The sequence below is a fragment of the Avibacterium avium genome, from assembly GCF_900454535.1.
Taxonomy (GTDB): Bacteria; Pseudomonadota; Gammaproteobacteria; order Enterobacterales; family Pasteurellaceae; genus Avibacterium; species Avibacterium avium.
Genome location: NZ_UGSP01000001.1, coordinates 2,010,233 through 2,023,728 on the forward strand (window position 1 = coordinate 2,010,233; position 13,496 = coordinate 2,023,728).

Genomic DNA, 13,496 nt, shown 5'->3' on the forward strand with positions numbered 1-13,496 from the left:
ATAAATATTTTCTATCCTTATAACTATTAACTCTACAGAATTTTTTTCTTCTCTATGACTTCTAGATATTTTTTATATAATTCAATAAAAATATTATCAATTAAAATTAGCATTGATAACCATAAAAAATAGTTTTCATATTTATAATCACTTGATTCTAATCTAGATAGTGTAGGAAGATTATCCTGATATGATGTTGTATTATGAGCGATTCTATTCCTATTCTTGTATACATGCTCTTCGTAAATCAGTTTGAGATTTTCATTCTTATTTTTTTCATCCTTGTTTTTCTCAATATTATTACAACAAAACATTGAGTCTTCATCAAACATCATTTTAATTTCTTTGAGGCCTTTTTTCGTTTTGGTTTCTATTTTATATTTAAATTCATTCCAAATTACATCATAACTAGTATAATCCTTTTGAAACCATATTTTTATATTTGATTGACTAAATATTCTCTCTATTGTTATCTTAGTTTCCTCTAAAACTTTTAGTTTAGATAAATAGATATAAGGTGAAAAATTCTTTTCAACAGCCTTTATTTGTGAAATTAGTGTTTTATAAACAAACAATTTCTCCTCATACTTTGAAAAATATTTTTTAGAATGCTTGTCTAAAAAGTCGAATCTAAACTCAAAATCATTATGTGCTAATTCCCACATAATGCATTTCATTTTTTGCTCTTGGGCTCCAGACATTCTTAAAAATATGGATTGCATAATATAATGAGAGATAGGGTAACTCTCTATCCCATCTCCTAAGCATTTAATAGCAGCAACTCCTTCATTTAAAATATTTCCAACTGGAGTTAGAATAAATTTTTTATGCTGGTGCATTGAAAAATTCTCCTAAAATATTTATTGATTCCTTAATCCTATTTCTTAAGTGGCCTAATTGATTTGGTGCTTTAGTATGCTTTTCATCTTTTTTTATTTCATCATATTTATCATCAACTTTTTTATTAATTTCATCATAGATATGCTCTTCTGAATTTAAAGTTTTATGATTCATTACACAATAATAAACCAGACCAAACAAATACAAATCCAGTTCAATAATACTATCAAACTTTCTATTTTTAGACCAAACTAGTTTAACTATATTTTCTAGAATTCCTAACCCTTTCTTTATATTATTAATAAAGCCATCATTATTTTCAGCATTTAATATTTTATATATAAAATCCATATAATAATTTTCAAGTTTATTCCTATACCCTTTTGCAATATCGTCAAACTTGTCCTCTTCAACGTATTGATTAATCATGGAAAGATAACGGATAAAATCAATCTTTGGATTCTGTCCATTATTTAATCTAATTTTATAACCATTTAAAAATTTAGGATTAAATACCCCTTCTATTTTCTTATCTATATAATAGAAAGACTCTCTACTTTCTTGAGGTAATAATGCTTGCCCTCCTATATTTATTTCTCTAAATATAGCTGAATAATACTTTTGCTGTGATTCTTTAGTAGAATTATCTGGAACTATGAATGAAAAGCCCAGATAATTTTTATCGAAAAATGGTATATCTGACTTATCTTCTTCTAATTCATTCACTATACTTTCTAATTCTTCAAACTCTTTTGGTTTAAGTTTACTTTTTAATGTACTAAATAGCTCTTCATATTTTTCTTTATGATTCTTTTTAATTTCATTCTTGATAGTCTTTTTGCTATTTCCTAATTTTGTTAGGCTATCAAATCTCCAATCTAGCATATTTTCATCATTTTCCTTATATTCCAGATCATCAGAATATGAGTTATCATCCATCTTACTTGTATTATCTTTATTTGGGAATAAACCAAGATATAACAATAAAATACTTGTTAATCTTTGTTGGCCATCTAGTATAATATTTTGTTTTTCTCCATCTTCAGTACAAAAAGAACCAATAACAACAGGAGGAATAAAATAACCTTCATTCAAAGATTTTATAAAATTTGCCATTTTATTTAAATCCCAGACAAATCGTCTTTGATAAGGGGGAAGAACAATATTTTTAGATAAAATTAAATCAACCCAATGTTTTAATGAATATTCACCATAATATACTCTATTTTCTTTATTGGACATCTATGTACCCCCTAATTTTAAGTTAGTAAATAATAATTAATGTACTTGTTAAAAAACCTATACCTATTATTAATTATTTTTTATTTTCTTTCAAGCAAAAAAAGCCCCGCTTTCGCGAGGCTTGGGTTACCGCATTAATAAAGTGCGGTGTTTTTTTGGGAAGAATTACGATTGACTTGCTGTGATTTTACCATCAACGTAATCAAGGGTAATGGTTTTCCCTGGGATTAATTCCCCTGAGAGAATTTGTTGTGCGAGTGGGTTTTCCACTTCTTGTTGAATCGCACGTTTAAGCGGTCTTGCGCCGTAAATTGGGTCATAGCCAATTTCGCCGATGAAGTCTAACGCCGCATCTGTGAAGGCTAAGTGGTAGCCGTGTGATTCCATACGTTTTTCTAAACGTTTTAATTGGATTTTTGCGATGGTGCGAATGTTTTCTTTATCCAATGGGTGGAATACCACTGTTTCATCAATACGGTTAATAAACTCAGGGCGGAAGTGTTGGCTTACCACCGACATTACCACTTCTTTCATTCCCTCATAACCAAGATCACGGTTGCCTTGGATTAAGTCAGAACCTAAGTTTGATGTCATAATCACCACGGTATTACGGAAATCTACGGTGCGACCTTGACCATCAGTTAAACGTCCGTCATCAAGCACTTGTAATAAGATGTTAAAGACATCTGGGTGCGCTTTTTCTACTTCGTCTAATAACACGACAGAGTATGGACGGCGGCGAACGGCTTCAGTTAAGTAACCCCCTTCTTCATAGCCCACATATCCCGGTGGTGCGCCCACTAAGCGAGATACGCTGTGTTTTTCCATAAACTCGGACATATCAATGCGTACCATTGCGTTTTCATCATCAAACAAGAAGTTGGCAAGGGTTTTACACAATTCTGTTTTACCTACCCCTGTTGGCCCTAAGAATAAGAATGAACCAATCGGACGGTTTGGATCAGACAATCCTGCACGGCTACGGCGAATGGCGTTCGCAACGGCAACCACGGCTTCATTTTGTCCAACTACACGTTTGTGTAATTCTTTTTCCATACGCAATAATTTTTCTTTTTCCCCTTCCATCATACGAGAAACAGGGATACCGGTGGCACGTGAAAGCACTTCTGCAATTTCTTCATCAGTTACACGATAGCGTAACAAGTGCATTTCTTTGCCCTCTGCACTTTCTGCTTGAGCAAGTTGTTTTTCAAGCTCTGGAATGCGTCCGTATTGCAATTCAGACATTTTGTTTAAATCGCCCACGCGGCGCGCTTGTTCCATTTGGGTGCGTGCATTTTCTAATTCTGCTTTAATATGCTGTGTGCCAGAAAGCGCTGCTTTTTCGCTTTTCCACACTTCTTCTAATTCCGCATATTCACGCTCTTTTTCAGCTAATTCTTTTTCAAGCATTTCTAAGCGTTTGCGGCTGGCGTTATCGTCTTCTTTTTGTAACGCTTGTTGCTCCAATTTTAATTGGATAATACGGCGTTCCAATTTATCTAATGGTTGCGGTTTGGAATCGATTTCCATACGAATACTGGATGCCGCTTCGTCAATTAAATCAATGGCTTTGTCTGGTAATTGACGATCTGAAATATAACGATGCGAAAGTGTCGCCGCCGCAACGATTGCAGGGTCTGTAATTTGAACGTGATGGTGAATTTCATAACGTTCTTTCAAACCACGCAAGATAGCGATGGTGTCTTCAACACTTGGTTCGTCCACAAAGACTTTTTGGAAACGGCGCTCAAGTGCGGCATCTTTTTCAATATATTGACGATATTCATCAAGGGTGGTGGCGCCCACACAGTGCAATTCACCACGTGCAAGGGAAGGTTTTAATAAGTTACCTGCGTCCATTGCGCCGTCAGTTTTACCTGCACCAACCATTGTATGAATTTCATCAATGAATAAAATCACACGGCCTTCTTCTTTGGCGATTTCGTTAAGCACGGCTTTTAAGCGCTCTTCAAACTCACCGCGGTATTTTGCCCCCGCAATTAATGCGCCCATATCAAGGGAAAGTACGCGTTTGTTTTTTAACCCTTCTGGCACTTCGCCATTTACAATACGCTGCGCAAGGCCTTCAACAATCGCGGTTTTACCAACACCTGGCTCACCAATTAATACTGGATTATTTTTACTCCGGCGTTGTAACACTTGAATAGTACGGCGAATTTCTTCATCACGTCCAATCACAGGATCTAATTTGCCACTTTCCGCACGCGCGGTTAAATCAATAGTATATTTTTCTAATGCCTGACGGCTTTCTTCTGCGTTTTGGTCGTTCACTGACTGACCTCCTCTAATTTGTTCAATCGCTTGTTGTAAATTCTCTTTTTTTGCACCGCACTTGCGTAATATTTCGCTTAAGCTGCCTTTTTCTTCTAACGCGGCTAATAAAAAGAGTTCTGATGAAATATATTTATCTTGTTTTTGCTGTGCGAGCTTGTCGCATAAATTTAATAAATTCACCAAGTTGCGTGAAATCTGCACATCACCACCGTTACCAGAAACCTGCGGTAAGCGGTTGAGTTCAGCATTAAGCTCATTGCGGAATAATGCCACATTCACGCCACTGGCGGTTAAAATCGGGGCAATAGATCCGCCTTCTTGATTTAAAAGTGCGGTCATTAAATGCACTGGTTCAATAAACTGATTATCTTTGCCTAAAGCTAAAGATTGTGCCTCACTCAAGGCTTGTTGAAATCTAGTAGTAAATTTTTCTATATTCATAATCTATTCTTCCTCAATATTAAATTCTGTTGCCTAGCTTGTACGGCTTGGCTTGTTCAAGTAAGTGAAGACTAATTTGGCAATTTCAAGAGTAAAATGAAAAAAATTTAAAAAAAATCTATTAATCATTTTAGAACGATAGGTTGCACTAATGGAGAGTTTACTCAATCTCACTTCACCTTTATAATTGCGCCTAATTAACGATTTTCAATAAGGACGGAAAAATGCAATTTTCCAAAATGCACGGATTAGGCAATGATTTTGTGGTGGTGGATGCGGTAACGCAGAATGTTTACTTTCCAACGGAAACCATTAAAAAATTGGCGGATCGCCACACAGGAATTGGCTTTGATCAACTTTTAGTGGTTGAGCCACCTTATGATCCTGATTTGGATTTTCACTATCGCATTTTCAACGCTGACGGCAGTGAAGTGGCACAATGTGGCAATGGTGCGAGATGTTTTGCTCGCTTTGTGACAATGAAAGGGCTAACCAACAAAAAAGACATCGCAGTCAGCACCGCCAAAGGCAAAATGATCCTAACGGTGCAAGATGACGGAATGATCCGCGTGAATATGGGCGAACCTATTTGGGAACCAGCGAAGATCCCATTTATCGCCAACAAATTCGAGAAAAACTACATTTTACGCACCGACATTCAAACCGTGCTATGTGGCACGGTTTCTATGGGTAACCCACATTGCGTGGTGCAAGTGGAAGACATTACCACCGCTAATGTAGAGCAATTAGGCCCTCTATTAGAAAGCCACGAACGTTTTCCTGAACGCGTAAACGCAGGCTTTATGCAAGTGATTAATCGTAACCACATTAAATTACGCGTTTATGAACGCGGTGCTGGCGAAACCCAAGCCTGTGGCAGTGGCGCTTGTGCCGCCGCCGCGGTGGGCATTATGCAAGGCCTTTTGGATAACAAAGTGCAAGTGGATCTTCCCGGTGGCAGCTTGACTATCGAATGGCAAGGCGAAGGCCACCCACTTTATATGACAGGCGATGCCACGCATATTTATGATGGGGTGATTAGGTTGTAAGCTAAATCTTACACTTATTTAAACGTAAAACACAATGTACTGTGTTACAGGCAGTCCTGATAATACGGCAAATGCCAAATGCTGATGCCGTATTTTTATAACCTCATAAAAATCAACAACAATAATTAAATAGCTTGCTTTGTAAGAGATACCATCAGCTGGTCAATTTTAAAATTCTCGGTATCGATAATTTCAAATTTATATTTGTCGTATAGCACAAAATCGGTTTTTTTCGGGATTTTGCGTAGCATATACATCATAAATCCGCCGATGGTTTCGTAGTTTTCCTCATCAGGGAAGGTTTCGATTTCTAAGGCTCGCATTACATCTTCCAAAGGGGTTGCGCCGTCAATCAGCCACGAACTTTCGTCACGGCGGACGATTTGCTCTTCTTCACTCGACACCAATTCGCCCATTACGATGCTCATCACATCATTGAGGGTAACAATGCCCACCACGAGAGCGTATTCATTCACGATCACGGCGAAATCTTCGCCCGCAGATTTAAACAGTTCCAGCACTTCAAATAGGGATAAAGTATCGGGAATAAATAATGCTTTACGCAAAATCCGTTGGTCTGTAAGAGAAACCTGCTGTTCTTGCAAATACAAGGTGAGCAAGCTGTGCGATTCAATATAGCCTAAAATTTTATCTAGCCCATTATCGCAAATCAGCAATTTAGAATGGGGGTTAGATTTAATGGTTGCTATCACTTTTTCGCGATCAAAAGTGCGGTCTAAAAAAACGATATTTTCGCGCGTGGTCATTGTGGAAGTCACCGTGCGTTCTTGCATATCGAAAATATTTTCGATCAAATAATGCTCTTGGGCTTTCAACACGCCCGCCTCTGCCCCTGCGTCCATCAGTGCCACAATATCTTCGGGGGTCAGGTTATCTTCTCGCACGGTGGAAATACGCAATAAGCGAAATACCCCATTGGCAATGGTGTCAAACAGCCACACGATAGGCTTAAATAAGAAAATGCAGAACAGCATAATGCGCACAGTACGCAACGCGACGGCTTCTGGATTGGTCATTGCAAGGCGTTTAGGAATCAGATCCGCCAGCAAAATAAACGCAATGGTTACAATAGCAAAAGACAACCAAGACGCGGCACTTTGCAACCATTCTGCGTGGCTATATTGGGCAAGTAATTTTTCCAGTACAGGACTAATGGCGCTTTCGCCAATCACCCCACCTAAAATTGCCACCATATTCAAGCCAATTTGCACCACGGTGATAAATCGCCCTGGTTGCGCTTGTAGTTGTAGCACTAATCTTGCTCGCTCATCACCTTCATTTTCAAGGCTTTGTAGCTTTAATTTTCTTGCTCCTGCGAGGGAAATTTCTGCGGAAGAAATCACCGCACTTATGCCAATTAAGGCAGCCAAACTTAATATTGCTTCAAATAATCCCATTTTTATTATCCTTAGACAAAAAATGGTGCATCACAAGATACACCACTTTCACCTTACTTTTGATGCTTATCGTTCGCTATCAAACCAACCACGCACGAATTGGATTGAGAAAAACAGCGTGATCAACAAGAAGAAGTAAAACACATAAGACAAAATCGGGTAAGACGCACCTTCATCTAAGGTTACTTCTTTAATTGATGTAGCATTACGGAATTCATCAAATAACACCAAACGCCAACCATAATATTTCACTTGCACCAATTTATGTTCCACCGCAAAACTTTGCGCTTTGGCTTGTAAATCTGCCGAACCAAATTTGAAATAGAACGGGAAGCCCCAGCGTGTATCTTCATTGCGATACACCATAACCTTATCTTCATTCGGTTTTTGTGTATAAATGTAATATACATCACGAGTTGGGCCGTCTGCTGGATTTGATTTGGTGATTGGGCCATCTTTGTCCACACGTTTTACTTCCACGCCAGTAACGCGCGTTACGTCATAATGGGGGGTAACGTAGTTCACAAGGGCGAACAAAAAACCGTGGAATAAAAAGATGATTAAAATGAAAAAATATTTAAAAAAGCGGCGCATTGTATCTTCCTCCTGCTAAAGTGATGCTTTATTGTACCTGAATTTTGAACAAACGCTCAAAATTTTGTGTGGTAATTTGGGCAAATTCCTCGCTAGAAAGCCCTTTTAAGGTTGCCACATAATCGCACACTTCACGGGTATAAGCCGGTTGATTTTGCTTGCCACGATAAGGCACGGGCGCAAGATAAGGGCTGTCGGTTTCCACCAGCAGGCGATCTAACGGCACTTGACGCACCACTTCACGCAGTTCTTCCGCATTTCTAAAAGTAATAATGCCTGAAATGGAAATGTAAAAACCCAGATCAAGGGCTTGTTTTGCCATTTCCCAATTTTCCGTAAAACAATGCAAAACACCACCGCACTTTTGTGCATTATTTTCTTTCAACAGCGCAATGGTATCTTCTCTTGCGGCACGCGTATGCACAATAATCGGCTTGTTTAACGCATTCGCCACACCAATCTGCGCAGCAAACACCGATTGCTGTTGGGCTTTATTTTCTACACTGTAATAATAATCCAAGCCCATTTCCCCAATGGCAATAACTTTATCGTCTTGCGCCAATTTTAATAGGCGGTCAGCATCAAAGGGTTCATCATCTAAATCTAACGGGTGAACACCGCAAGCCAGCGAAATTTCAGAAAAGGGTTTTAAGGTATCGTACATTTGCTCAAAACGTTTTAAGGTTACCCCCACCGCAAGCAAATGTTGTACGCCACGTTGCTTGGCTTTTTGCACCACATCGGCGACATTTTGGTGTAAGTTTTCATAATCTAATGCGTCTAAATGACAATGACTATCTACAATAAACATTTTACTTTCCTAATAATTTTGTTCGGGTTCAAAAACCTCTGTAATCAGGCGTGTTAAGCCGTCAAGCAAGATAATTTCTTGATTCACGCCATTAATTTGTAATAAATCCGACCGCACTTGTTGCATAATTTGGCTGGCTTTTAGCAACCCTTGCGCGCTCTGCCTTTGATTAAAACGGGCAATGGCTTGTAGAAAATCCGCCTGCACCCACTGTTCAGGCACATTCAGCTTCATTTTCAACGCATCACGCAAAAAGGCACTGAGCCAATCTAACTGTTGAAATAAAATCTCTTTTTCAAAGTGCGGTAATAATTCCAGCGGTGAACGGCGCGTATAAAACTGCCAAAATTGACGTAGCAACTGCCTGCGCTTTTCCAATAATCCTTGCTGTAACATATCCAAAGCAGAAAGGGGGCGACCGTGCGAAACCTCAAGTGCGGTGCGAATTTCTGCTGTTTTTTCCTCTGTCTTTTCCGCTAACTGCGTCGCGAGCCAAGCCATCGCTTCGGCTTCACAGGGTAATGAAATGAGCCAAGGCTGACTGCGGCTGTAAATGGTCGCCAACAAGCGAGCGGAGAGATCCACTTGCAATAGAAAATAGGTACTGTCTGTGGGTTCTTCCAAGGTTTTAAGCAAAGCATTCGCGGCGGCTTCGGTTAGGCGATCGGCTTGTTTAATCCACACCACCTTATTGCCGTTTTGCTGTGAGCGTTGGCTAACCTTTTCATTCACTTCACGCACTTGGTCAATGCCAATATCCTTATTTTCAATAGGTTCAAGCAGATAAAAATCAGGGTGATTGCCTGCATTAAACAGCTGACAACTATGGCACGCGCCACAAGGTTGGTTGCCCTTTGGCGATTGGCACATTAACCATTCCGCCACGCCTCGCACCAGTTCATCGCCACCAATGCCCTGCTCTGTTTTAAACAGCAAGGCGTGATGCCCATAGCCCTGCTGAAAGGCGTTGATGATTTTGTCATAATAAGGTTGCAACCAAGGATAGCGTAACATAAGCATTATTGATGATTTTTAACGAAATTTAGCACCGCACTTTGAATATCGGCACGCACTTGCTCAATGGGCTGTTCGGCGTTGATGATAACCGCATTCGGATCTTGCTGTACCAATTCCAAATAGCGACGGCGAGTGCGTTGGAAAAAGGCGATTTCCTGCTGTTCAATGCGATCCAACTCGCCACGCCCTCTGGCTCGAGCCAAACCGATTTCGGGATCAAGATCTAAATATAACGTGAGATCAGGGGAAAAATCCCCTAACACCGTGTTCTTTAAGGTTTGCAACAACTGAGCATCAATTTGTCGCCCGCCCCCTTGATAGGCTTGGGAAGATAAATCGTGGCGATCGCCAATCACCCATTTTCCCGCTGCCAATGCGGGTTTTATCACGTTCTCCACCAGCTGAATGCGGGCGGCATAGAGCATTAATAATTCCGCCTTATCGCTCACGGGTTCTTCCGTTTCATATTTAATTAATTGGCGTAATTTCTCCGCTAAGGGCGTACCACCTGGTTCACGGGTGAATACCACGTCATTAATCCCCGCTTGTTGTAGGCTTGCCAGAATTGCATCACGAGCCGTGGTTTTTCCTGCTCCCTCTAAGCCCTCAATGACAATAAATTTTCCTTTCATTTTATTTCCCATTTTTTTGTTGGCGATACCAACGCAAATATTCTTGCACCGCTTGATTATGTTGTTGCAAGGTTTGGCTAAATTTATGCCCGCCCGTGCCGTCCGCAACGAAATAGAGGAATGTGGTTTTCTCAGGGTGAGCCACTGCTCGCAACGCACTTTCTGTCGGCATTGCGATAGGGGTTGGCGGCAAGCCCTCGATCACATAGGTGTTATAGGCGGTGGCTTCTTCTAGATCTTTACGCCGAATATTGCCCTGATAACGCTCCCCCATTCCATAAATCACCGTCGGGTCAGTTTGCAATTTCATCTTTTTATTCAAGCGGTTAATGAACACCGATGCCACTTTCGCACGCTCATCATTTAACGCGGTTTCACGTTCCACAATGGAAGCCAAAATTAGCATTTCGTAAGGATTTTTCAACGGTAAATCCGCCTCTCGCTCCGCCCACGTTTTTTCTAGTAAGGCTTTCATACGATCTGCCGCCCGTTTCAATAAGGCTAAATCGCTCGACTTCGGCGTATAGCTGTATGTATCAGGATACAACCAGCCCTCAATTTTGTGCGGTAAATCCGCGGGTAAATTCAATAATTGATAAATTTCTTCTTCCGTTTTATCTGCCAAAGTTTGTTGCAAATAAGGGGCTTTCGCCAGCGTTTTACGCCACGTTTTAAAGGTATCCCCTTCTAAAAAACGCACATTCAGTTGCACTTCTTTACCGCTGTTTAAACGTTGCAACAAATCCGCCACCGTCTTCACGCCCTCAAGGGAATAGGTCCCCGCCTTGATTTTGTTTAACTCAGGCTTGAGCTTTAACAACCACGGCAAATAGGTGGCATCATCAATCAGCTTTTCTTGCTCCAACAGCTTCGCTAATTTCGCCCCCGTTGTGCCACGCTCCACCGTTAATAACTGCTCCGCCTGCACATTCACAGGGTGCTGCACCCATTGTGTTAAATGCTGATAACCCCAAAGCGCCGCCCCACCAATCAAGAGCAACAAAAACAAAAGAAAAAGGAAAAATTTTTTCATCATCGATCCATCATCAAAAAATTGATGGCAAGTGTATCACAGACGGGCAAATTTTCAGAATGTTATGAAAAGTAAGAAAATAAAGTGCGGTGGAAAATCATCTTATTTTACTCCAAAACAATTGCGTGATAATGCAACTTATCAATAGCTTGAATGAGTATTTCATCACTCACTTTCTCGTCTGCTACTACATTGACCAAACGTGAATTAAAATTTGCCTTGGTCGATTGCACGCCATCAATATTGCGTAATTCTTTATTGACTAAATAAACGCAAAGCTGGCAATTCATTTCTTCAATATGCAACGTAACCTTGCGTTCTGCGGCAAGACTTGGCAATGAAAAGCTAAGTGCGGTCAAAAAAAGTAAGATTTTTTTCATTCTAAATAATCCAAAACATAAGGTAAAACATAGGGATAAGTTAAGAAAAAGAGAATAATCAGCGCTATTAGCCAATATAAAATTTGCAATGTACGGCGTGAGAGATATTGGCTACAAATCACTTTTCCTGAGAAATTCAGCAGCCAAAAGCCATAACCAAATGCGATGAGAGAAATCACAAGCATTGGAATTTGCAAAAATGCCAGCTGATTTAAGCTCACTAGCCAAGTGCTAGAAATGCCAAATAACAGATATAACAATGGCGCAATACAGCAAAGTGTCGATGCCACCGCAGCACTCACTGCGGTGGTACATATCGCCCAAAATTTGGCATTTCCGCCTTTCGGATTAGCGTTGCTGCGAGATAAATTCATAACCAAATTCTTTTGCGTCAAAGGAATTTAATGGATCGCCGCCCACTTCTGCATAAGGATAACCAAAATTATTGATTGGTGCGAGTTCAGGCGTTGGGTAAAGGGTGAAATCGCGTGCGTGATTAAAGCCAATCCAGTTACCCTCCCAATTTCCGAATAAATAATCTGAAACCGCTTGGGTATCGCTATCTGCCACTGCTTTTTTCTCTGTTAGACGATATTTTGCTACGTCCGCGGAATCCACGGGAACCCAGCCAAAACCTGCCAGATAAAATTCTGCACGACAATGTTGTCCGCCATTTTCATTGGCGATTTTGTTTTTGGCGCTACCAAACGCGGATTTAGAATATTTGCCCATTTTCACAGCTTCCCCTAAACGAATGCCGAACACTTCACGAGCGGGAATACCAGAAGCACGCGCTAAAGCAACAAATACAGAATTAATATCCGTGCATTTTCCTTTTAACACGCCTGTTGTTAGGATTTTTTCCACATCACCATCGCCACAGCCTAATACGGAATTATCACGCTCCATATTTGCCACAATCCACTGATGAATACGTTCTGCTTTTTTGAGCGGATTTGTTTCATTCCCTACAATTTTATCGGCATATTCTTTCACGATCCCGTCAATTTTAATATGCTTTGTTGGCTGTAAATAAGGTTGCACATCAACGCCATATTCTATTTTTTCTGGCGCTTGATAATCTTTCAATAAGCCTTGTTTCTTCGGTTCGCGATCTTGGGTTTCCACAATCAGCGTAACGGTTAAATTGCGTTTTTGTGCTTCTGGTGTCCAAGTGGCAAATAATGTACTGGCACTATATTGATTATTTTCTGTGATGTAAGCCTGTTGATAATTGCCGTCAAATGTGATGGATTTCACCGTTTGATAGTCGTTACTAAAAGGCAAGGGCACCCACAAATTTGTCGTTCCTAATGAGCCTTTTGGCACTTGTAAATCATAGGTTTGCGTAAATTCGTAAGTGTGCGTAGTGGTGTTAGGATTTGCCACCGTTTGCGCATTGGCTAACGTTGCTGCTGCGAAAAGTGAGCTGGTAAAAAGTGCGGTGGTAAAAATCGTTTTTTTCATAGAAAACTCCTGTTTACAAAAGGGATTGCAAGGTTATGCCATTCAGTAAAAAATGGGCTACCTTATAGGAATCAGGCGAGAGAAAACGCGTTGCGTCAAATTATTGCCAAATTTCTAACCTTCCTTAAATCCTTAAGAGAAATTGAAAACGGCAAGAATGGTATAACGATGAAAACCAGAATTGAAAACAGTTTGATCATTTCCTATACACAATACTTGCGATATAGCTGTTCAACGAACAAAGGGATTTTACGATCTATAACTAAAATTGCAA

The 13,496-nt window shown here is 40.1% G+C and carries 13 protein-coding genes; 1 reads left to right on the forward strand and 12 read right to left on the reverse strand.

Translation table 11 applies throughout. The features are described from left to right. Positions 1–32 precede the first annotated feature (32 nt). From DYC50_RS09685 to clpB, 3 genes are all read right to left on the reverse strand, one after another. Positions 33–839: a hypothetical protein gene (locus DYC50_RS09685; protein WP_115249993.1), complete on the reverse strand. Its 807-nt coding sequence runs from the start codon at positions 837–839 to the stop codon at positions 33–35. Then, the gene (locus DYC50_RS09690; protein WP_115249994.1) at positions 826–2,082 is read right to left on the reverse strand and encodes a DUF262 domain-containing protein; all 1,257 of its coding nucleotides are present in this window, start codon (positions 2,080–2,082) and stop codon (positions 826–828) included. The genes DYC50_RS09685 and DYC50_RS09690 overlap by 14 nt, the downstream gene beginning before the upstream one ends. Positions 2,083–2,247: 165 nt before the next feature. Beyond that, on the reverse strand, positions 2,248–4,821 hold the full coding sequence (gene clpB, locus DYC50_RS09695; protein WP_115249995.1) for an ATP-dependent chaperone ClpB: 2,574 nt from the start codon (positions 4,819–4,821) through the stop codon (positions 2,248–2,250). Positions 4,822–5,045: 224 nt separating this feature from the next. Between clpB and dapF the strand changes: the two genes are divergently transcribed. After that, positions 5,046–5,870, forward strand: coding sequence for a diaminopimelate epimerase (dapF, locus tag DYC50_RS09700; protein WP_115249996.1), 825 nt, complete (start codon positions 5,046–5,048; stop codon positions 5,868–5,870). A gap of 125 nt (positions 5,871–5,995) precedes the next feature. Here dapF and paeA read toward each other — a convergent pair whose 3' ends face one another. From paeA to DYC50_RS09745, 9 genes are all read right to left on the reverse strand, one after another. Beyond that, positions 5,996–7,288 (reverse strand): polyamine export protein PaeA, encoded by a 1,293-nt coding sequence (gene paeA / locus DYC50_RS09705; RefSeq protein ID WP_115249997.1) that lies wholly within the window; start codon positions 7,286–7,288, stop codon positions 5,996–5,998. A gap of 66 nt (positions 7,289–7,354) precedes the next feature. After that, positions 7,355–7,882, reverse strand: coding sequence for a DUF1523 family protein (locus tag DYC50_RS09710; protein WP_103854264.1), 528 nt, complete (start codon positions 7,880–7,882; stop codon positions 7,355–7,357). 28 nt (positions 7,883–7,910) lie between these two features. After that, complete coding sequence (locus DYC50_RS09715) at positions 7,911–8,693, reverse strand: TatD family hydrolase (protein ID WP_103855584.1); 783 nt, start codon at positions 8,691–8,693, stop codon at positions 7,911–7,913. Between the two features lie 9 nt (positions 8,694–8,702). Then, on the reverse strand, positions 8,703–9,707 hold the full coding sequence (locus tag DYC50_RS09720; RefSeq protein ID WP_115250203.1) for a DNA polymerase III subunit delta': 1,005 nt from the start codon (positions 9,705–9,707) through the stop codon (positions 8,703–8,705). Positions 9,708–9,712: 5 nt separating this feature from the next. Continuing rightward, complete coding sequence (gene tmk, locus DYC50_RS09725) at positions 9,713–10,342, reverse strand: dTMP kinase (protein WP_115249998.1); 630 nt, start codon at positions 10,340–10,342, stop codon at positions 9,713–9,715. Position 10,343: 1 nt separating this feature from the next. Further along, positions 10,344–11,375 carry an endolytic transglycosylase MltG gene (mltG, locus tag DYC50_RS09730; RefSeq protein WP_115249999.1) on the reverse strand — a complete coding sequence of 344 codons (1,032 nt, stop codon included), beginning with the start codon at positions 11,373–11,375 and terminating at the stop codon, positions 10,344–10,346. A gap of 107 nt (positions 11,376–11,482) precedes the next feature. Next, a complete protein-coding gene (locus tag DYC50_RS09735) occupies positions 11,483–11,755 on the reverse strand; it encodes a heavy-metal-associated domain-containing protein (RefSeq protein WP_115250000.1) in 273 nt (90 codons plus the stop codon). After that, positions 11,752–12,129 (reverse strand): mercuric transporter MerT family protein, encoded by a 378-nt coding sequence (locus DYC50_RS09740; RefSeq protein ID WP_115250001.1) that lies wholly within the window; start codon positions 12,127–12,129, stop codon positions 11,752–11,754. The genes DYC50_RS09735 and DYC50_RS09740 overlap by 4 nt, the downstream gene beginning before the upstream one ends. Next, the gene (locus tag DYC50_RS09745) at positions 12,104–13,222 is read right to left on the reverse strand and encodes a transglutaminase-like domain-containing protein (RefSeq protein ID WP_115250002.1); all 1,119 of its coding nucleotides are present in this window, start codon (positions 13,220–13,222) and stop codon (positions 12,104–12,106) included. Before DYC50_RS09745 ends, DYC50_RS09740 begins: the two co-directional genes overlap by 26 nt. Positions 13,223–13,496 lie beyond the last annotated feature (274 nt).